The sequence below is a fragment of the Isoptericola sp. MSGPD8_1_ISO-PGPR-S23-394 genome (genome assembly GCF_058072785.1).
This window is the reverse complement of record NZ_CM176517.1, coordinates 520499-541708: the sequence shown is the minus strand read 5'-3', so window position 1 is coordinate 541708 and position 21210 is coordinate 520499. Positions and strand designations below refer to the sequence as shown.

At 73.2% G+C, this 21210-nt stretch carries 15 protein-coding genes; 3 read left to right on the top strand and 12 right to left on the bottom strand.

All coding sequences use genetic code 11. The features are described from left to right. Positions 1-6: 6 nt before the first annotated feature. The 3 genes from AC3RJ8_RS02390 to AC3RJ8_RS02380 form a co-directional block, all read right to left on the bottom strand. Positions 7-1308, bottom strand: coding sequence for an aspartate kinase (locus AC3RJ8_RS02390; protein WP_489714368.1), 1302 nt, complete (start codon positions 1306-1308; stop codon positions 7-9). 135 nt (positions 1309-1443) lie between these two features. Continuing rightward, positions 1444-2223, bottom strand: a complete 780-nt coding sequence (locus AC3RJ8_RS02385) for a TSUP family transporter (protein WP_489714367.1) — start codon at positions 2221-2223, stop codon at positions 1444-1446. A gap of 75 nt (positions 2224-2298) precedes the next feature. After that, the gene (locus AC3RJ8_RS02380) at positions 2299-4608 is read right to left on the bottom strand and encodes a choice-of-anchor I family protein (protein WP_489714366.1); all 2310 of its coding nucleotides are present in this window, start codon (positions 4606-4608) and stop codon (positions 2299-2301) included. A gap of 175 nt (positions 4609-4783) precedes the next feature. Between AC3RJ8_RS02380 and AC3RJ8_RS02375 the strand changes: the two genes are divergently transcribed. Next, positions 4784-5707: an ABC transporter ATP-binding protein gene (locus AC3RJ8_RS02375; RefSeq protein WP_489714365.1), complete on the top strand. Its 924-nt coding sequence runs from the start codon at positions 4784-4786 to the stop codon at positions 5705-5707. Further along, positions 5704-6855: an ABC transporter permease gene (locus tag AC3RJ8_RS02370; RefSeq protein WP_489714364.1), complete on the top strand. Its 1152-nt coding sequence runs from the start codon at positions 5704-5706 to the stop codon at positions 6853-6855. The genes AC3RJ8_RS02375 and AC3RJ8_RS02370 overlap by 4 nt, the downstream gene beginning before the upstream one ends. Positions 6856-6938: 83 nt before the next feature. Here AC3RJ8_RS02370 and AC3RJ8_RS02365 read toward each other — a convergent pair whose 3' ends face one another. Then, positions 6939-7508 carry a DUF5063 domain-containing protein gene (locus AC3RJ8_RS02365; protein WP_407320752.1) on the bottom strand — a complete coding sequence of 190 codons (570 nt, stop codon included), beginning with the start codon at positions 7506-7508 and terminating at the stop codon, positions 6939-6941. 218 nt (positions 7509-7726) lie between these two features. Between AC3RJ8_RS02365 and AC3RJ8_RS02360 the strand changes: the two genes are divergently transcribed. Beyond that, positions 7727-11368: a 3-keto-alpha-glucoside-1,2-lyase-like domain-containing protein gene (locus AC3RJ8_RS02360; protein WP_489714363.1), complete on the top strand. Its 3642-nt coding sequence runs from the start codon at positions 7727-7729 to the stop codon at positions 11366-11368. Positions 11369-11463: 95 nt separating this feature from the next. Here the strand turns inward: AC3RJ8_RS02360 and recR are convergent, their stop codons facing one another. The 8 genes from recR to AC3RJ8_RS02320 all read right to left on the bottom strand — a co-directional run bounded on the left by recR (position 11464) and on the right by AC3RJ8_RS02320 (position 21191). Continuing rightward, a complete protein-coding gene (gene recR / locus AC3RJ8_RS02355; protein WP_489714362.1) occupies positions 11464-12063 on the bottom strand; it encodes a recombination mediator RecR in 600 nt (199 codons plus the stop codon). Between the two features lie 127 nt (positions 12064-12190). After that, positions 12191-12796, bottom strand: coding sequence for a response regulator transcription factor (locus tag AC3RJ8_RS02350; protein ID WP_489714361.1), 606 nt, complete (start codon positions 12794-12796; stop codon positions 12191-12193). Continuing rightward, positions 12793-13980 (bottom strand): sensor histidine kinase, encoded by a 1188-nt coding sequence (locus AC3RJ8_RS02345; RefSeq protein WP_489714360.1) that lies wholly within the window; start codon positions 13978-13980, stop codon positions 12793-12795. Before AC3RJ8_RS02345 ends, AC3RJ8_RS02350 begins: the two co-directional genes overlap by 4 nt. Before the next feature lie 109 nt (positions 13981-14089). Further along, on the bottom strand, positions 14090-14917 hold the full coding sequence (locus AC3RJ8_RS02340) for an ABC transporter permease (RefSeq protein WP_489714359.1): 828 nt from the start codon (positions 14915-14917) through the stop codon (positions 14090-14092). Next, on the bottom strand, positions 14914-15861 hold the full coding sequence (locus AC3RJ8_RS02335; RefSeq protein ID WP_489714358.1) for an ABC transporter ATP-binding protein: 948 nt from the start codon (positions 15859-15861) through the stop codon (positions 14914-14916). The genes AC3RJ8_RS02340 and AC3RJ8_RS02335 overlap by 4 nt, the downstream gene beginning before the upstream one ends. 130 nt (positions 15862-15991) lie before the next feature. Continuing rightward, positions 15992-17569: a serine hydrolase domain-containing protein gene (locus tag AC3RJ8_RS02330; protein ID WP_489714357.1), complete on the bottom strand. Its 1578-nt coding sequence runs from the start codon at positions 17567-17569 to the stop codon at positions 15992-15994. 509 nt (positions 17570-18078) lie between these two features. After that, entirely contained in the window at positions 18079-18474 is a 396-nt protein-coding gene (locus AC3RJ8_RS02325) for an NUDIX hydrolase (RefSeq protein ID WP_489714356.1), read from the bottom strand. Beyond that, complete coding sequence (locus tag AC3RJ8_RS02320; RefSeq protein ID WP_489714355.1) at positions 18471-21191, bottom strand: DNA polymerase III subunit gamma and tau; 2721 nt, start codon at positions 21189-21191, stop codon at positions 18471-18473. Before AC3RJ8_RS02320 ends, AC3RJ8_RS02325 begins: the two co-directional genes overlap by 4 nt. Positions 21192-21210 lie beyond the last annotated feature (19 nt).

Below are 21210 nucleotides of genomic sequence, written 5' to 3'. Positions count from 1 at the left end.
AGCCGATCACCGCCCCGACCCGGCGTAGACCACGGCCTCGCCCTCGGAGGAGTCCAGACCGAACGCCGTGTGGATGGCCCGGACCGCGTCGTCGAGGTTGTCGGCGCGGGTGACCACCGAGATGCGGATCTCCGAGGTGGAGATCATCTCGATGTTGATCCCGGCGTCCCGCAGCGCACCGAAGAGGCGCGCCGAGATGCCGGGGTGCGACTTCATGCCGGCACCGACGAGCGACACCTTGCCGATCTCGTCGTCGATCTGCAGCTCGTCGAACTTCAGCTCCGACTTCACGGCGTTGAGCGCGGCCACCGTGGAACGGACGTCGCCGTGCGGCAGCGTGAACGAGATGTCCGTGCGCCCGGTCGCGGCGACCGAGACGTTCTGGACGATCATGTCGATGTTCGCGCCGGCGCTGGCCACCACCTCGAAGATGCGGGCGGCCTGGCCGAGCGTGTCGGGGACACCGACGACGGTGATCTTGGCCTCGCTGCTGTCGTGCGCGACGCCGGAGATGATCGGGTCTTCCATGGCTTCCTCCTGGTCACCGGTGCTGGCGTTCGGGTCGATGAGATCTCCGTGAGTACCGGCCACGAGCGTGCCGGTCTTGCCCGAGAACGAGCTGCGCACGTGCACGGGCACGCCGTACCGGCGGGCGTACTCGACGGCGCGCAGCGCGAGGACCTTGGCGCCGGACGCCGCCAGCTCGAGCATCTCTTCGTAGGTGACCCGGTCGATCTTGCGGGCGCCCGGCACGATGCGCGGGTCGGCGCTGAAGATGCCGTCGACGTCGGTGTAGATCTCGCAGACGTCCGCGTCGAGCCCGGCGGCCAGGGCGACCGCCGTCGTGTCGGATCCACCACGACCCAGCGTGGTGACGTCGTTGGAGGTGCTGACGCCCTGGAACCCCGCGACGATCGCGACCTGGCCCTTGGAGAGCGTCTGCCGGATCCGGTGCGGGACGACGTCGACGATGCGCGCCTTGCCGTGGACGGCATCGGTGAGGAGACCGGCCTGCTGACCGGTGAAGGACTTCGCCTTGACCCCGAGCTTGTCGATCGCCATCGCGAGGAGGGACATCGAGATCCGCTCACCGGCGGTGAGCAGGATGTCCATCTCGCGCTGCGGGGGCTTCGGGCTGATCTCTCCGGCAAGATCGAGGAGCTCGTCCGTGGTGTCGCCCATGGCGCTCACCACGACGACCACGTCGTTGCCGGCGCGCCTGGCCTCGGCGATGCGCTTGGCCACGCGCTTGATGGAGCGGGCGTCCGAGACGGACGACCCGCCGTACTTCTGCACGACCAGTGCCATGCATGCAACCTTTCTGTTGCCGACCACCGTCTCTCTCAACGGCCCGCCGGTGTCTTGTGTGTGCGCGGACCATCGTAGCGACCGACTCCCGGGACCGGTGTGTCGACGGTCACAAGGAGAGCCTGGACACCCGCGCTACGCCGCGCCGGTGACGACGTCGTAGCCCAGCTTGCAGATGAGCGCACCGACCACCACGACGAAGACGACGCGCACGAACCCGGAGCCCTTCGCCACCGCCATGCGCGCCCCGACGTACCCGCCCACCAGGTTCGCGGCGCCCATCGCGAGCCCGAGCCCCCAGATCACGGCGCCGGCCGGCACGAAGTACAGCAGCGCCCCCAGGTTCGTGGCGAAGTTGACGATCTTCGCGAGCGCCGACGCCGGGAGGAAGGCGTAGCCGAGCACGCTCACGAGCGAGATCACCAGGAACGTCCCCGTCCCGGGACCGAGCAGACCGTCGTAGGCGCCGATGACCAGCCCGATCCCGGCGGCCGTCCCGCGGTGCCGGTTGCCCTCCCAGCGCAGGTTGTCCTGCTGGCCGAGCTGGGGCTTGAGGAGGGTGAACGTCGCGACGGCGATGAGCACCACGAGGATGATCGGAGTGAACAGCTCGGCGGGGATCTGGGTGGCGAGCGCGGCGCCACCCACCGCGCCGGCCAGGGCGGCGACGGCCATCGGCCCCGCCGTCGTCAGGTCCGGCCCCACCCGCCGGTAGTACGTGATCGAGCTGACCGACGTGCCCATGATCGAGCCGAGCTTGTTCGTGGCCAGCGCCTGCACGGGCGAGATGCCCGGCACGAGCAGCAGCGCCGGCAGCTGGATCAGCCCACCACCGCCGACGACGGCGTCGACCCAGCCGGCCGCGAGACCGGCCAGGACGAGCAGCAGGATGGTGGTGACGTCGAGATCGAGCACGTCCGGAATCCTCGCACGTGGTCACCCCGGTCGTCGGTCTCCCCGCCGACCTCTGTTCTGCGTGCCGCCTCGCGCCTACTTCACGCGGACGGTGAGCTCCTTGCTGGAGGTCTCGCCGAGGTCGTTGGCGAAGACGATCCGGTAGGCGTGCCTGCCGGGCTCGCGCCCGGTGAGCGGCACCTCGACGTGCTGGGCCGACGGCGTCGCGTCGGTCAGCTCGCCGGTCGCCACCTCAGCGCCGTCCTCGAGCAGCGTCCAGGAGGTGGCGTTGGTGCCCCACCACAGGTCCGCGGAGACCGTGTACGTGCCGTCCTTGTCGTGGTTGTCGTGGCTGAGCTTCGGCACGGCGGGGGCCGCGTCCGTGACCCGGACCGTGTGCGAGCGGCAGTCGGTGGTGCCGGCCGCGTTCACCAGCTCGCAGGCATAGGAGTACGTGCCGTCGGTACGCCCGGTGAGGGCGAAGTCGACGTGCTGCGACGACGGCGAGGCGTCCACCAGGTGGCGCCTGGCGACGACCTCGCCGTTCTCGAGCAGTCGCACCTGGGTGGCGTTCTGGCCCCACCACAGGTCGACGGACACGGTGTAGTCGCCGCCACGGACGCCGTCGTGCGCGTTGTCGTCGCTGAGCACACCGCGCGCCGGGACCTCGGTGGGGGCCGGACCGTCGATCGCGTAGAGGGTCGTGGAACCAGAGACCTCGTTGCCGACGGCGAGCAGCGGCTCACCGGTCGGTGAGTCCTCGGCCGCGATGAAGTCCAGGCCCTCGGGACCCAGGTCGCCGGCCGCGGCGACGGTGGCGGCCGGGTCGGCGCCGTCGTCGATCGCGTCCTCGGCGGAGACGGAGAAGTCGCGGTTGTTGACGTACTGCACGAGCTGCGCCCCGGCCGGGTCGGTGACGTCGTAGACCATGATCCCGCCGACCCGTTCGAGCCCGACGAACGCGTAGGTGCGGCCGTCGACCTCGCCGATCGCCAGGTTCTCCGGCTCCGGGCCCTTCGCGTCCGAGCGGGACTCGAAGGACGACTCGCCGTGGTCGGAGTTGAAGTTCTCCGGCGCGACCTCCGCGGTGACCCGCTCGAAGTCGTCGCCGGAGTCGAAGACCTGCTCGCCGTCGGTGGTCCAGATCGAGAAGGAACGGCCGCCGAACGCGAACACCTCCTCGTAGCATGCGCCGTCGGCCCGCAGCCCGGAGGCCCGCGAGACGTCCAGACGACCCAGGTCCTCGTCGGCCGTGCGCCCCGCGACCGGGCTGCCCTCGCACAGCGGCGCGACGCCGTCCTCGCCCAGGTCCTTGATCCGCACGGGCTCCTCGTAGTCGCCCCACTCGCGGGCGTCGCCCTCGTTGGCGGTGACCAGGTAGGTCTCGCCGCCGGTGGTGTAGGCGTTGATCCCGTCCGGCATGTACAGGCCCTGGACCGGGATCGTCCGGACGTCGATCCCGCCGTCCTTGTCGGACGGGTCGATGCCCTGGCCCTCGACCGAGAAGTCCTTGGCGCCGAGCGGCCAGATCTCGGTGACCTCGGCGGCGGCCAGGTCGACGACCGCCACGGCGTTCGCCTCCTGCAGCACCGCGTAGGCGGTGGCCGAGTCGGCCGAGACGGCCACGTACTCGGGCTCGAGGTTGCGCGAGACCGGGTGGTCGACGCCCTCGATGCCCGCGAAGACGCGCACGCCGTCGGGCAGCGCCCCGTCCGCCTCGTACGCGTGGAAGTCCGCGATCCGCACGGCGTCCTGCGACGGCGCGGCCACGCCGTCGGGCAGGTCCACGACGGCGACGTCCCCCTCGGGGTCGACGGCGTAGTCGTCGTCCGGCTCCCCCTCGTCGGCGACGACGGCGCGGGCACCGTCCGGCGTGATCGTCACCATGTCGGGCAGCGCCCCGACGCGGACCGCACCGAGTGCGGCACCGTCGGCGGCGGCGTCGAAGAAGACGAGCCAGCCGGAGTCGGTCTTCGGGTCGGACTCGACGGCGACGGCGACGAGCCCGTCCGCGCGCACGGTCACGGAGTTGGCCACGGCACCGGCCGGGACCGTGGAACCGTCGTCGGCCGCCACGCCCGCCGTCCGCAGGGCGAAGAGCTTCACGGGCGAGGCCGGGTCGGCGACGTCGAGCACGGTGACCTCTCCGGCGTGCGCGTTGACCGAGAAAAGCCGCTGCGAGCCGCCGTGGTGGGCGACGATCTCGGCCGCGGACTCGTCGAACAGCCCGGTCTCGTAGCTGCCGAGCGCCCGCAGGTCGATCGCGGCGTCGTCGGCGCTCGTGCCGACCGGGTCGTCGACCACGGACGCCCGGGCGGGGAGCGCCAGCGCGGCCCCGCAGAGCGCGAGCCCGGCCGCGGCGGCGACGGCGCGGGCGACAGGTGGGTGGATGCCTCGGACGGGCACAGGTGCCTCCGGTGTGAGGGGACGGGTCCTGGCGCACGCTAGGAGGCCCCGGTAGCGCCGGCGGGCCCGCGCGGTGAACGCCGGGTGACGCCCGGGTGGCGGGACGTCGTCGCACGTCAGAGATCATCCCCGAGGATGACGCTCGCCCCCTCCGGCACCGCGTAGGTTCGTCGCTATGACCGACGACGGTGGTGGGATCAGGACACGTGACGTGCGGCGCGCGTTCGGGGCGGTGCACGCGGTGGTGAGCGTCGACCTCGACGCGCGGCCCGGGCGGGTGACGGCGCTCGTGGGCCCCAACGGGTCCGGCAAGACGACGCTGCTGCTGATGCTGGCGGGCCTGCTGGCCCCGGACCGGGGCGAGATCCGCGTCGCCGGACTCGACCCGGCCACGCACGGACGTGCCGCCCGCGCCCGGATCGGCTGGATGCCCGACGTGTTCGGGACGTGGGAGTCGCTCACCGCGCGCGAGGTCTTGGTCACCGTCGCGGCGGCCTACCGGATGACGCCCGACGCCGGCGCCCGACGCGCGGTCGAGCTGCTCGACCTGGTCCATCTCACCGAGCTGGCCGACGCCCCCGCGCACGTGCTCTCGCGCGGGCAGAAGCAGCGTCTCGGCCTGGCGCGCGCGCTCGTGCACGACCCGGACGTGCTCCTGCTCGACGAGCCGGCCTCCGGCCTGGACCCGCGCTCGCGCGTCGACCTGCGGGTGCTCGTGCGCCGGCTCGCCGCCGCCGGCAAGACGGTCCTCATCAGCTCGCACGTGCTCACCGAGCTCGACGAGATGGCTGACGACGCCGTCTTCCTCTCCCAGGGGCGGACCGTGCGGTCCCAGTCGGTCGACGACGCCGCGGCCGAGCGCCGGGCGTGGCGGATCGCCGCGCTCTCGCCAGTGGCGCTCACGGACTGGCTCACCACGGCGGGGATCCCTGCCCGTGCCGAGGAGGACGGGGCCGCGCTGGTCGAGCTGGACGGCGACGAGGCCGCGGCGGCCCTGCTGCGGGACGCGATCGCGGCCGACGTGCCGGTGGTCAGCCTGGCGCCTGCCGGCGGTGCGCTGGAACAGGCATACCTGCGACTCGAGGAGGAACGGCGATGAGCGTCGACACGCAGGAGGCACCGGCGTCGGGCGACCGGCCGTCGAAGGTGCCGACGAGCGACTGGTCGCTCTCCTGGCAGGGCGTCCGGACCGTCACGCAGCTCGAGCTGCGCCAACGGGTGCGGTCCACCCGCTGGAAGATCGCGCTCGTCGTGTGGTTCGTGGTCGTCGGGGTGATCACGCTGCTCACCTCCGGCGCGATCGCCATGCTCTTCGACGATCCCTCGATGGGCGCGGGCGCGGGCCGCACGATGTTCGGCGTCGTGGTGTTCTTCGTGCTGTTCCTCGGGCTGCTCGTCGCACCGGCGCTCACCGCCTCCGCGATCAACGGCGACCGGACCGCCGGCACCTTGGCGACCCTCCAGGCGACCCTCCTGACGCCGGCCGAGATCGTGGTCGGCAAGCTGCTCGCCGCCTGGCTGGCAGCGCTGGCGTTCCTCGCGACGAGCGTGCCGTTCCTCGCGTGGGCGTTCGTCGTGGGCGGGCTGCCGTTCTGGTCGCTCGTGTCGGTGCTGCTGGTGCTGGCGATCGTGCTCGGCGTGGTGTGCGCCGTCGGGCTCGGCTTCTCCGCCCTGACGGCGAAGACCTCCGGCTCGGCCGTGCTCACCTACCTCACGGTGGGCGGGCTGTCGGTGGTCACCGTGGCGCTGTTCGGGCTCAGCGTCCCGCTGGTGACCACCACCGAGGAGGTGCGGACCTGGGACGTGCCGGTCGGCTACGACTGGGAGGACACGGAACCGCCCGAGTGCGAGTGGACCACCCAGAGGCAGGAGGTCTGGCACTCGGAGCGCACCTGGTGGCTGCTGGCGGCCAACCCGTTCGTCGTCGTCGCCGACGCCCAGCCGCTGACGGACCCGGAGACGTACGACTACGCCGCGGACCCATTGACCCTGATCCAGTACGGGGTCCGGTACGCGCGCACCGGCCCTGCCCCGGAGCAGGACTGGTGCGGCGACATGTGGTACTCGGAGAGCCAGAGCGGGGTGCCGATGGCCTCGCCGGTCGAGGAGCCGGAGCCGAGCGAGTCGCCCGTGTGGCCGTGGGGCCTCGGGATCTACGTGCTGCTGGGCGCGGGCGGCATCGTCACCGCCGTCCGGCGCCTGCAGATACCGGCCCAGCGCCTCCCGCAGGGCACGCGCGTCGCCTGACCCCCGTCCGCTGTGGGGATGAAATCGACGAGTCTCCGCCAGGAAAACTCGTCGATTTCATACCCACAGCGAGACGGCGGGCGTCAGGCGTGCAGGGCGTCGTACTCCGCCTCGGCGGCGACGTCGTCCGCGACGTCGAGGCGCAGGTGCGCCAGCACACCCTGGAGCACCCGCAGCGCCGAGGAGGCGCGTTCTCCCCAGCTCGACAGGTAGCTGAACTGCCACCACCACAGGCCCTCGAGCTCGTGGCCGTCGTCGAAGTGCTGGAGCCCCTTGGCGATCTCGTCGGCGACGCAGGCCAGGTCGCCCGAGAGCGCGGCGGGCGCGACGTCGGTGCTCAGCACCGGGTCGGATACCTCGACGTAGTCGTCGAACCCGTCGAACATCTGGGCCAGGGCGATCCGCAGCGGGTCCATGTCGGTCTCGCGACCGGCGTCGGGCTCGAAGCGTTCGACGGGGACGACGTCGGTGATCGCGGCGAGGCGCGCACCGGCGGCGAGCAGGTCCGACGTCGCGAGGATGAGCAGCGACAGCTCGGCACCAGGGAAGCCTCCCGAGGCGACCTGCGACGTCGTCGACAGAAAGGTCCGCGCCTGGGCGGACATCTGCTCGGCGACGTCCCGCAGCTCGGAGTCGGGGGAGATCTCTGGCACGTTCCTCACCTGTCCCTGCGTTCGGTGCCTGGCCGAGCATGTCCTCGGCCGCGTGCTGCCAGTGTCCCCCGAGCGGCCGTCGAGGCGCCAGGCGGGTCACGGATCGGCCAAGGACCGAGCATGATCCGAAGATGAACTTTCAACTTTTGCTTGATCGTTAGCATAAGTGGGGCTACGGTCGAGGACGGTCGATCGCACCGTCTTCGAGGAGGAAGAACATGCCAGCACGGCCGTCAGGCCCCGCCAGGAGATCTCTCGCGGGACTCGTCACCCTGACCCTGGCGGGCGGCACCGTAGCCCTCGCCACCGCACCCGCCGGGGCCGTCGAGCCCGCTTCCCCGGCCGCCACCCAGCTCCGGACCGCCGACCTGCCGCCGCAGGAACCCGGCGTCACCCTGCGCACCTACGACCTGCGCCAGGGCATCGACCAGCTCTGCCGCCTCAAGGACGGGCAGACCCCCAACATCGACAAGCTCATGCCGACGGTCGACTGGACCGAGGCGAGCCAGTTCGGGCTCGAGGACCACTTCCTCACCCACGTGGTCGGCAACGTGCACGCCCCCGAGGACGGCGAGTACACGTTCCGCCTCACCAGCGACGACGGATCCCGGCTGTCGATCGGCGACGAGGTCGTCGTCGACAACGACGGCCTGCACGGCGAGGAGTCCGTGGACGGCACCGTCACGCTGACGGCTGGTGCGCACCCGCTGTTCGTCGAGTTCTTCGAGGACGCCTACGGCCAGGTCCTGCGGCTCGAGTGGATGCCGCCGGGCGCCACCGAGTTCACCGTGGTGCCGCAGGAGGCGCTGAGCACCGAGGCCGGCGTCGTCCGCGTCACGGCACCCGGCACCAAGTACTGCGAGGGCGCCGAGGACACCGCCGGCGACGGCCTGCCCCTGGACGCCGTCCACCCCGGCTACGACCTCACCGACCTGCGGCCCGAGGGCTTCGAGCCCATGGTCTCCGGCATGGACTGGACCGCCGACGGCGACCTCGTCGTCGCGACGTCCGGCTCCGTGAGCCCCGGCGGCTGGGTCGAGGACCCGGAGCCCGGCGAGCTCTTCGTGCTCGACCAGGTGACCGGCGAGACGAGCGCCGAGGAGGTGACGGCGACCAAGATCGCCACCGACCTGTTCAACCCGATGGGCGTGGCCGTCATCGACGACTCGATCTTCGTCACCGAGCGCGACGCACTCACCGAGCTCACCGACCCGGACGGCGACGGCTTCTACGACCAGCGCTCCACCGTCGCGGAGTGGCCGTTCGGCGGCAACTTCCACGAGTTCGCGTTCGGCCTGCTGCACGACGAGGACCACTTCTACGTCAACCTCTCCGTGGCCATCAACAACGGTGGAGCGACGACCGACCCGCAACCGGCCGAGAACCGCGGCACGAGCATCACGGTCGACCGCGAGACGGGCGAGATCGACTACGTGGCCGGTGGTCTGCGGACGCCGAACGGCATGACGTTCGGGCCGGAGGACGAGCTGTTCGTCATGGACAACCAGGGCGCCTGGCTGCCCAGCTCCAAGCTGGTGCACGTCGAGCAGGACCGGTTCTTCAACCACTACACGAACCCGGACGGCCCGTTCGACGACCAGCCCGTCACCCAGCCGGCCCTGTGGATCCCCCAGAACGAGATCGGCAACTCGCCCAGCGAGCCCGTGCAGCTCTCCGAGGGCCGGTTCGCCGGCCAGCTCCTGTTCGGCGACGTCACCTACGGCGGTCTGCAGCGCGGGTTCCTCGAGAAGGTCGACGGCGACTTCCAGGGCGCCGTCTTCCGGCACACCGCGGGCCTCGAGGCGGGCGTCAACCGCACCGTGATCGGGCCCGACGGCGCCGTCTACGTGGGCGGCATCGGCGAGGCCGGCAACTGGAGCGAGCCCAACAAGCTCCGGTACGGCCTGCAGAAGCTGACGCCGACCGGCCAGGAGTCGTTCGACATGCTGGAGATGCGCGTGCAGGAGGGCGGCTTCGAGATCGAGTACAGCCAGCCGCTGTCCGACGAGACGGTCGCGAAGATCGCCGACGACGCCGCGCAGGCGTACCGCGTCGACCAGTGGCGCTACGTGCCCACCCAGCAGTACGGCGGACCGAAGATCGACGAGGAGGTGCTGCACGTCAGCGACGCCACCGTCTCGGAGGACGGCACCACCGTCAGCCTCTCCGTCGACGGGCTCAAGCCGGGCCGGGTCGTGCACCTGCGCTCGCCGCGCCCGTTCAGCGACGCCGAGGGCCGCGAGCTGTGGAACACCGAGGCCTGGTACACGCTCAACAGCCTGCCCGGCTACGTGGCACCCGCGGACCGCGGGTACTACGAGGCCGAGGAGTCGGTGCTGCTCGGGTCCGCGGGGCTCGACAGCGAGCACAGCGGCTACTCGGGCTCCGGGTTCGTGGACGGCATCCAGTCGCCCGGCGCCGGCGTGACGTTCACCGTCGACGCGGACACGGCCGGCACGCAGCCGGTCAACCTGCGCTACGCCAACGGTCCCAACCCGTTCGAGGGCGACAAGTCGATCTCGGTGCTCGTCAACGGCACCGAGGTGGACCCGTGGGTGCTGCCGAGCACGGGTGACTGGAAGACGTGGGACTTCGTCACGCGCGACCTCGACCTGCGCGAGGGCGGCAACACGATCACCCTCCGGTTCGACGAGGGGGACGACGGCAACGTCAACCTCGACGTCCTGTCGATCGGCGAGAACCCGGACCTGTGCGCACCGAGCGAGCCCAACGAGGGCTACACCGCCCTGTTCGACGGCACGCTCGCCTCCTTCGACGACTGGCGTCTCGCCGGCGCCGGGTCGTTCGGGCGGCAGGCCGACTGCACGCTCGAGGGCGCCGGGGGGATGGGCCTGCTCTGGCACACCGAGGAGCTGCAGGGCTCCTACAGCCTCCAGCTCGACTGGAAGCTGGTCAAGGACGACAACGGCGGCGTGTTCGTCGGGTTCCCCGACCCGGGCAACGACCCGTGGGTCGCCGTCGACCAGGGCTACGAGATCCAGATCGACGCCAGCGACGAGCCGGACCGCACCACCGGTGCGATCTACACCTTCCAGGGTGCGGACGCCGAGGCGCGTGACGCGGCCCTCCACCCGGTGCCGGAGTGGAACAGCTACGACATCCGCGTCGTGGGCGACACGATCCGGATCTTCCTCAACGGGGTGCTGGTGAACGACTTCGTCAGCACGGACCCGGCGCGAGACCTCTCCCGCGGCTTCCTCGGGGTCCAGAACCACGGCGCCGGCGAGACGGTCTTCTACCGGGACATCCAGGTGAAGCCGCTCGGCGACCTGGCCGTCGCCGCGACCGCGGAGGTGCGGTGCGAGGCGGAGTCCGCCGTCGTCGACGTCACCGTGACGAACGACGAGGTCGACGTCCCGGTGGACCTCGCCGTCGACACGGCGCTCGGGTCCCGCACCGTCGAGGGCGTCGAGCCGGGAGCCTCCGTCACGGAGTCGTTCGCGGCCGAGGCCGCCGAGCTCGCCGCGGGCACCGTCCAGGTGACGGCGTCGGGCGACAAGCGCACCCTCGACGTCGAGGCGTCCTACGACGCCGTGGACTGCGCCGAGGGACTGCCGGCCGAGGTCCGGGCGAAGCTCGCGCCGCCGAAGGTCAAGGCCGGCAAGGACACCAAGGTGATGGTCTGGGTGTCCGGCGCGGAGGGCGACCCGGTCCCGACCGGCACCGTGCGCGTCACTCTGGGCGACGAGGTCGTCGAGACCGAGCTCGGTGACGGCCCGGCCAAGGTGAAGCTGCCGACGGCGGAGCTCACCGACGGGGCGCACACCGTGACCGTGGAGTACCTGGGCGACTCGCTCTACGAGGAGGTGACGACGACGGCGGAGCTCACCGTCCGCTGATCTCCCACCTCAGGACCCGGCCGGGCCCGCTCCGCCACCGTGCGGGGCGGGCCCGGCCGCGTCTGCGGGCCTGCGCCGCGCGGGCCGGCGGCGGCTCAGCTGCCGACGACCCGGCGTCCCTCGAACGCCCGGCCGAGCGTGACCTCGTCGGCGTACTCGAGGTCGCCGCCGACGGGCAGGCCGGACGCCAGCCGCGAGACGGTCAGCCCCATGGGGCCGATGAGGCGCGAGAGATAGGTGGCGGTCGCCTCTCCCTCGACGTTCGGGTCCGTGGCGATGATGACCTCGGTGACGGCGCCGTCGGCCAGCCGCGACATCAGCTCGGAGATGCGCAGGTCGTCCGGACCGACGTTGTCCAGCGGATTGATGGCCCCGCCGAGCACGTGGTACCTGCCGCGGAACTCCCGCGTGCGTTCGATCGCGACGACGTCCTTCGGCTCCTCGACCACGCAGATCACGTCGTCACCACGCCGGGGGTCGGCGCACACGCGGCAGCGCTCGGACTCCGCGACGTTGCCGCACACCTCGCAGAACCGCACCCGCAGCTTGACCTCGGTGAGCGCGTCGGTGAGCCGCCGCACGTCGGCGGCGTCCGCGGCCAGCAGGTGGAACGCGATCCGCTGCGCGCTCTTGGGCCCGACGCCGGGTAGGCGGCCGAGCTCGTCGATCAGGTCCTGGACCGCTCCTTCGTACACGCGCCCAGCCTACGGGCCGTACCCGACAGCCACGCCCCGCCCCCCGTCGCTGTGGGTGCACGACACGCCGTCTGGCCAACAAGCCAGACGGCGTGTCGTGCACCCACAGCGAGAGAGGGGGGGCGGGTCAGACCCAGCCTTTGGCACGCGCCACCCGGACCGCCTCGTGCCGGTTGGTCACCCCGAGCTTCGCCACCGCCGAGGACAGGTAGTTGCGCACCGTCCCGGGGGCGAGCGCGGCGCGGTCGGCGATCTCCTCCACCGGCGCACTGTCGGCGGCGAGCTCGAGCACGTCCGCCTCGCGCGCCGTCAGCGGCGAGTCGCCCGCGGCGATGGCGTCGGCCGCCAGCTCCGGGTCGACGTACCGGCCGCCGGACGCGACCTGCCGGATCGCGGCGGCGAGCACCGTCGCCGACACCGTCTTGGGCAGGAACCCCCGCACCCCGGCCCCGAGCGCCTTCTTGAGGTGCCCCGGCCGGCCGTGCCCGGTGACGATGACGATCCCGCAGCCGGGGACCTCTCCCCGCACGGCCTCGGCCACCTCGATCCCGTCGGCGCCCGGCATCTGCAGGTCCAGCACCGCGACGTCCGGCGCGTAGTGCCGCACCACCGCGACGGCCTCCGTCCCGGAGCTCGCGACGGCCACCACGTCCAGGTCCTCCTCCAGGTCCAGGAGCTGAGCGACGGCGTCCCGGATGAGGGTCTCGTCGTCGGCGAGGACGATCCGGATCATGCGGCAGCTCCAGGAGTCGGGACGCGCGCCGTCACGGTGAACCGGTCACCGTGCGCTGCCACGTCGAGGGTGCCGCCCACGGCGGCAAGTCGTTCACGCAGACCGGCCAGCCCGGTCCCGCCCCGGTCACCAGTACCGCCGGCGCCCGCGCCGCCGACGCCGTCGTTCGCGATCCGCAGGACCGTCGCCCCGGCGTCGTCGTCGAGCTCGAGCCGGCACTCCGTCGCCCGCGAGTGCCGCACCACGTTGGTCACCGTCTCGCGCACCACCCAGGCGAGCGCCTCCTGCTGGGGCGTGCCGAGCGGTGGCACCTCACCGATGACGCGGACCGTGATCCCGGCCGCCCGCAGGACGGATCGCGCCCCGGCCAGCTCGGTCGTGAGATCGGTCGAGCGATAGCCGGCGACGACGCCGCGCACCTCGCGCAGCGACTCCTGGGCCAGCGCGCGCACCTCGTCCATCTCGTCGGCCGCGCGCTCGTCACCACGGCGGGCCAGGGCGGCGGCCAGGTCGCTCTTGACGGCGACGGCTGACAGGGCACGCCCCACGACGTCGTGCATGTCGCGCGAGATGCGCAGCCGTTCCTCCGCGACGGCGAGCCGGCCGGCCACCTCCCGGGCCGCCTCGAGCTCGCGCACCACCTCGACGATCCACATCGAGATGCGCACGGTTCCCGTCCAGAACATCACCAGGCCGTAGAGGAACACGGCAGCCACGACCGCGCCGCCGCTGAACGAGCCGTCGAGGACCCAGGTGACCAGGACGACCACCGGCACCCACAGCGCGACGACGGCGAGCGGCCGGATCGCGAACCCGGTGGCCAGCGCTCCGCAGGTCGCGGCGCCGCAGACCGCGATCGTCATGGCACGAGCATCGAGGCGCACCGCGTCCGTCGCCGTCCCGGGCAAGGCCACCAGGGCGAGGACGACGACGGCGGCGGTGGCGACGAGGAGGGCGATGACGATCGGGTGCAGCCTGCCGCCGGCGACCAGCGGCCGGTCGAAGCCGACGTGCACCGTCGCGAACGCCGTCCCGATGTGGACCAGGGCGGCGACGGCGAGCGCTCCCAGCCCGACGGCGGACGGCAGCGGGTCGTGCTCCGCCAGCGCGACGACCGCGTACAGGTAGAAGAAGCCCTCCAGCGGCACGAACAGGTACAGGCTGATCCGCGTGTAGATCTCCACGCCCCGGGCGCCGCCGGCCAGCGAGGCGGCCTGCGCGACGCCGTGCGAGGAGCGGTGGTGGGCTCGGAGGTCACGTCGTCAGCCTGCCACGTCCGCGCGACGGTCGAGATCACCGCCGCGGTGCCCAACGCATCCAGCGGCGTGCCGCCAGCACCCCGAGCACCGACCAGCCCACGAGCACGGCGACGGGCAGGGCCGCCGCCCCGAACGTCTCGACGAACGACAGCGTCTGACCGTCGACGTCTGTCCCGGTCAGCCCCAGGGTCATGAGCTCGGACACGGGCCGCAGCGGTGTGAACCGCGCGACCGTGCCGAGCACCCCGGCGTCCGACGTCGGGAACATTCCCGCGAACGGCAGGACCAGCGCGATCACGGGCAGCGTGGTGAGCTGCACGGACTCCACCGTCCGGGAGAAGCCCGCGGTCGCGGCCGCGAGCGCCCCGAGCACCGCCGCGCCACCGAGCGCGGCGACGAGGAGCAGGACCGGGTTGACCAGGCCCGGCGGCTCGATCACCACGGCCACCGCCGCGTAGCCGAGCCCGAGCTGGGCGAGGGTGACGACGACGGCGGGCAGCGCGGGCGCGAGCAGCGCCTCGACGCGCGTCGTGGAACCGGTGAGCAGCCGCTGGAGCACACGGTCCTCGCGACGGGCCACGTACGCCGTCGTGAGGTTGTAGTAGACGACGAAGAGCAGGGCCACGAGCAGCAGCATCACCAGGACGCTGGTCGCCACGGCCGCTCCCGGCGCGCCGTCCTCGCCCACGGCGCCCAGGACGGCGAACAGGCCGACGAACCCGACGGGCAGCAGCAGGGCGTTCGCGAGCGCCGTGCGGTTGCGCACCAGGAGCAGCGTCTCGGCGCGCCCCAGCGCGAGCAGCCGTCGGGTGGGTGACGCCGTCGGCCGGGCGGCCCGCGCGGTGCCGGTCGGGGCGTTCATGCGGCGACCTCCTCGACGTCGGACTGCTCGGCGAGCGAGAGGAACGCCTGCTCCAGGGACGCCGACCGGGCGTCCAGCTCCCCCAACCGCATCCCGCGCTGACGCGCCCAGACCAGCACCGTCTCCAGGTCCTCCTGGAGCGCCGTGGTGCGCAGGTGCACCCGCGCCCGCCGGACCTCGGCGTCCACGAGCCCGGCAAGGGCCGGCAGGTCCGCCGTCGTGAGCGTCAGCAGCGCGCCGGCGCCGTCGTGCGGCACGAACTCGATGCGTGCCGGCTCGGCGGCGACCGCCTCGGCGACCGTGCCCTCCCGCACGACCCGCCCGGCCCGCATGATCGCGACCCGGTCGGCGAGCTCTTCCGCCTCCTGGAGGTAGTGGGTGGTCAGCAGGACGGTGACACCGTCCTCCAGCATCCCGCGCACCAGCCGCCACACCGCACGCCGGCTCTCGGGGTCGAGGCCCGTGGTCGGCTCGTCCAGCACCAGCAGCTCCGGGCGGCCGAGGATGGCGAGCGCCAGGTCGAGCCGACGGCGCTCCCCACCGGAGAGGCTGCCCACCCGCACGTCGGCGCGGGAGGTGAGCGCCACGTCGTCGAGCACCTCCTCGAGCGGGCGAGGCCGGGCGAGGGTCCCCGCCCACAGGCGCATCGTCTCGACGGTGGTCAGGTCGGAGGAGAAGCCGGCCTCCTGGAGCATCACGCCCAGGCCGCCGACGATCCGCGCCCGCTCGCGGTAGGGGTCGTGGCCCAGCACACGGATCTGGCCGGCGTCGGCCGGGGCGAGCCCCTCGACGAGCTCGACGAGCGAGGTCTTCCCGGCGCCGTTGGTGCCGAGCAGCGCCAGCAGCTCGCCACGCCGGACGTCGAGGTCGACTCCGCGCACGGACTCGAAGTCACCGTACCGGCGCCGGACCCCGCGGACAGAGACGATCGGTTCGTAGGTCATGCCCCGAGCCTGCCGCCACCGCGTCGCCGCAGGTAGTGCCCTGTCTCACCGGTGGCCGTGAAGTTCCCATCGGCCGGGCATGACATCTGTCAGCAGGGCGAGGTCGCCGACACCGACGGCGCGGGCGGGCTCAGCGTGCGGTGCCGATCCCGGTGGCGCGGAGCAACACCGTCGGGCCAAACGACACGTTCTGGTCGACGGCCACCTCGACCCGGCGTCCCTCGCCGTCCCCGCCGAAGCGAAGGCGGACGTCGAGGGCGAACGGCGTGCTCCGCCACAGCAGCCGGCACGTCAGCTCGTGCGGGGCCGTCCATGCGGCGGCCCCGGCGACGGGCACCTCCTCGTCGTCGACCTGGGCGCGTCCCAGCGCCCAGCGCCCGACGCCGCAGCGCACCACCTGGCGCTCGTCGTTGTCCGTGAAGGTCCAGCCGAGCGCGATCTCGTCACCCTGGCGGTCGATGCTCACGGAGTCCCACCGCAGGACGGACGGCGCGTGCTTGTCCGGCGCTCCCGGCACCGGGCCGTCCGGCGTGCCCGGGCCCCCGCCGTCGTGCGCCCCGAGCGTGAACGTCGAGCCGCGCACGAGGTCCTCAAGCGCCACGTGCGACGCTCCGCGGGGCAGCGCGACGGCGAGGCCCTCGCGGGAGAGGGGGCTCCCGCCGTCGGACGGCGTGTCCGTGCCGGACGGCACCTCCGCGCCGGTCGCGACGTGCCCGGCGGCAGGGTCAGCGGGGTCGGCGCCCATCACCTCGAGGACCGCCTCGAGCTCGGCGGCCGTCGCCGAGGTGCCCGAGGTGAGCACCGCGACCATGTCGTGCTCCGGCGACACCACGCAGAACTGCCCGAACGCTCCGTCGGCACGGTACGCACCGCCGCGGCACCGCCAGAACTGGTAGCCGTACCCCTGCTCCCAGTCGGCGTTCTGGTCGGGGCCGTTGGGCACCTGGGCGCTGGTCATCTCGTCGACCCACGCGGCCGGGACGAGCTGTTCGCCGCGCCAGGCGCCACGCTGGAGCAGGAGCTGGCCGAACACGGCGAGGTCCTCGGTGGTCAGCCGCAGGCCGTACCCGCCGACGTCGATGCCGCGCGGGCACTGCTCCCAGGTGGCGCCCACGATGCCCAGCGGAGCCAGGAGACGCGGTTCGAGGTAGTCGAGGAGCCGACCGCCCGTGAGCCGGTGCAGGACCGCCGAGAGGAGGTAGGTGGCTCCCGTGTTGTAGACGAAGCGGGTCCCCGGCTCGTGGGTCACCGGCGCGGCGAGGATCGCCCGCGCCCAGCTCGACCCGAGGACGTGCAGGTTCGTCAGGGTGAAGTTCATCGTGTCGGTGCCGTGGCCGGACGTCATCGTCAGCAGGTCGCGGACGGTCATGGCGGCGAGGTTGTCGCCCGGGTCGGCGGGGGCGTCCTCGGGCAGCAGGTCGATCACGCGGTCGTCGGTGGTGAGCAGGCCCTCGTCGACGGCGAGGCCGACGGCCGTGGCTGTGAAGGACTTGGACACCGAGAACATCGTGTGCGGCTCGTCGGGTGCGTAGGGGTGCCACCAGGCCTCGGCCACGACGGCACCGTGACGCAGCACCATGAGGCTGTGCACGTCACGGATCCCGTCGAGCCTCTCGATCAACCGTGTCAGCACGGCGCGGTCCACCCCCCGGGTCTCCGGGGTGGTGCGAGGCAGGCGGGCTGAGGTCGTCGGCGTCGTCGTCGGCACGGGGCCAGTGTGCCGCACCACTGCCGCGAGCGTCTCTGTTCGTCAGGATTCAGCGGTCGGACTCTGACGAACAGAGACGCTCGTGGGAGGGCGGCCGTGGGCTACTCCACGATCTGGTGCAGCCCGGGCAGCGTCTCGACCGTGTCGTCGCCGTAGGCGCTGAAATCCAGGGAGTGGAGGACGCCCCTCCTCGACCCACAGCTCGAGCACGCCCAGCGGTGTCTCGCCGTCCGCGACCTCGAAGCCGGCGACCGGGCCGCCGTCGTGCGGCGGGATCCTCGGCAGGTCCGTCCCGACCGGGACGTGGAGGACGAAGCAGGCGTCCCCCCTCGTGGTCCTTGCCGCCCCAGCGGGCGTGCGCGAGCTGCGCCCGGGCCTCCTCGGCCCCTCGCCAGGGGCCCGCACAGATCCGCTCCAGCAGTGCTCTCTCGTGCGGGGTCAGCGGTGCGCCGGGCCGACGAGGCGCCTCGCCGGGGGGCCGGTGTGCCGCACGGCTCGCGCGAGCGAGGTCAGGAGCGCGCGCGGGCGAGCAGGTCGACCGAGAGGGCCGCGACCGGGTGGGTCGTGACGGGCTCGGCCGGGTCCACCCAGACGAGCTCGGCCAGCTCGGCCCGGGGCTCGGGCTCGAACCCGGCCGGGAGCTCGACGGTGAAGGCGTCCGCGACGACGACGTGGTCCGGCTCGTTGGCGGCGGGTGCGCTGGAGCGCCCCAGCGGCACCACCCCGGCCGGGTCGACCACGAGGCCGATCTCCTCCGCGCACTCGCGCACGAGCGCCGCCAGCGGCTCCTCGCCCGGCTCAGGCTTGCCGCCGACCTGCATGAACGCGCTCGTGCCTCGCTTGCGGACCAGGAGGAACCGGCCCTCACGCACGATGACGGCCGCCACCACGTGGACGGTTCTCACGGCTGGTCCGCGACCTCCTCCACGACCGTGCCGTCCAGCACCTTGACGACCAGCGGCACGCCGACCAGCCCGGTCGAGGCGATGTCGGGGTCGTCGTCCGAGGCGTCGTCGTAGCCGCCCGCCGACGGGCGCGCCCGCTGCTCGGAACGCTCCTGCGCGTGCGAGGCGGCGGCCGCCTGCTCGGCCGCCTGGCGCGGCGTCCGCGTCGGGGCCGACGGCGGCACCGCGGTGCGCTGCGGCGTGCCGGCGCGCGGCGGCTCGGCGCCGACTGCCGGTGCCGGCGCGGACGACGCACCGTCCGGCGAGGTGGACGATCCGGCGAGCCAGGCCGCGTCCGCGGCGTCGGCTGCCGACTGCGCGGTCTCCGCGGACTGCGCGGCAGGGGCAGCGGACCGTGCGGCAGGGGCGGCCGCATCGGGCTGCGCGGCCGGCGCGACGGCGGTGCCCTGCGGGTCGCCGGCACGGACGTCGCCACCTGGAGCCGCTCGACGTCGCGCCTCAGGAGCGTCTGGAGCCTCACCCTGCGGGCCGCCGGGTGCGGGCACGTCCGGCCACGGGTCGGTGGCAGGAGGGGCGTCGGGAGGCGCGGCACCGTCCGAGCCGCCGGACCGCGCAGGAGCCGGGCTCGCCGCCGGGCCGGGTGCACCCACCGTGGCCTCGAGACGGACCTGGACACCGAGCGTCTGGAAGAGGGCGTCCACCACGGCGTCGACGTGGCGCGGCTGCGCGGAGAACGTGCGGGCCATCCCCTCCGCGTCGAAGGCGATGCGCAGCACGCCACCGGACAGCGAGGCCACCTGCGCGTTGGGTCCCACCAGGGCCCGGGTGACCGGGCTGGACAGGTTCGCGACCACCTCGTCCCAGCGCCGCCGGACGAGCTCCGCCGTCACCTCGGGCGACCCCGCGGACGGTGCGGGCGCAGCGTCGGGAGCAGGACCGTCGTCGGCGACGGCCACCGTCGGCTGAGCGGTCGCAGGCTCGGCAGGCACCGCCTCCGCCGCCGCAGGTTCGGCCGGCACCGGCTCAGCGGGCCCAGCGGGCACCGGCTCAGCGGGCACCGGCTCGGCCGGCTCGTCCGACCACGGGGGCTCGCCGGCGGAGGCGGAGACCGCTGGCTGCTCGGCCGGATCGTCGGCACGGTCGGCCGCGGCGTCGTGCGCACCGGCACCGTGCCCTCCGGCACCCACCGGCTCGGTACCGTCCACCCCGGCACCGTCCGCCGAGGTGTCGGACGCAGGGGCGGCCCCGGGCGCAGGTGCCGGCGGAGCTGTCGGCGCGGGCGCGGCCGACGCCACCGACGAGGTCGACGCCGCGGAGGCGGCCGACCCCACCGAGGCGGTCGTTCCGGCGTCCTTGGCGACCGGTCGCCGGCTCTGCTGCAGGGCGGCCCGCGCGGCCGCAGCACCGGACAGGCCCGCCGTCGCCGCGCCCCCGGCGGCCTGGCCGGGCCCGCCGGACGCGGGTGCCGCCGTCGGCCGCTGCTCCGTGGCGTCGCTGCCGGCAGGCCGTTCCGCCGCGGCGACGGGCGCGCCCGACGGCGCCGCGGCGATCGCGCCGCGCTCGAGCCGGTCGATGCGTGCGGCGAGTCCGTCGGCGCCGTCGTCGGCGCCCGGCAGCAGCAGCCGCGCGCAGAGCAGCTCCAGGTGCAGGCGCGGCGACGTGGCGCCGGTCATCTCGGTGAGCGCGGAGTTGACCAGGTCGGCGGCCCGGGACAGCTCCGCGAGCCCGAGATGGGAGGCCTGCTCGGCCATGCGCTCGAGCTGGTCGGCGGGCAGCCCGCGCAGCACGGCCTCGGCGGCGTCCCCGGAGACCGCGATGACGACGAGGTCCCGCAGCCGCTCCAGGACGTCCTCGACGAACCGGCGCGGCTCGTGCCCCGTCGCGATGATCTGGTCGACGACCCGGAAGATCGAGGCGCCGTCGCGCGCCGCGAGGGCGTCCACGACGTCGTCAAGGAGGGTGGCGTGCGTGAAACCGAGGAGTCCGACGGCGGTGTCGTACTCGACCGAACCGCCGGTCGCGCCGGCGATGAGCTGGTCCATGACGGAGAGCGAGTCACGGACGGACCCGCCCCCGGCGCGCGTCACCAGCGGCACGACTCCCCCGCCGATCTGCACCCCCTCGGCGGTGCACAGCTCCTCGAGGTACGGGCCCAGGACGTCGGGCGGGACGAGCCGGAACGGGTAGTGGTGGGTGCGTGAGCGGATGGTGCCGATCACCTTGTCCGGCTCCGTCGTCGCGAAGACGAACTTGATGTGCGGCGGCGGCTCCTCGACGATCTTGAGCAGTGCGTTGAAGCCCTGCTGGGTGACCATGTGGGCCTCGTCGAGGATGAAGATCTTGTACCGGTCGCGCGCGGGGGCGAACGTGGCCCGCTCGCGCAGGTCGCGGGCGTCGTCGACGCCGTTGTGCGAGGCGGCGTCGATCTCGACCACGTCGAGCGAACCGGAGCCGCCGCGCGCCAGCTCCACGCACGAGGGGCACTCGCCGCACGGGGTGTCGAGCGGCTTCTCGGGGGTGTTGCGGGCGCAGTTGAGCGTGCGCGCGAGGATGCGTGCCGAGGTCGTCTTGCCGCAGCCCCGCGGGCCGGAGAACAGGTAGGCGTGGTTGACGCGCCCGCTGCGCAACGCCTGCATGAGCGGCGCGGTGACGTGCTCCTGGCCGATCACCTCGGCGAAGGTCTCGGGCCGGTAGCGGCGGTACAGGGCGGTGGTCACGCACGCCACGATAGACGCC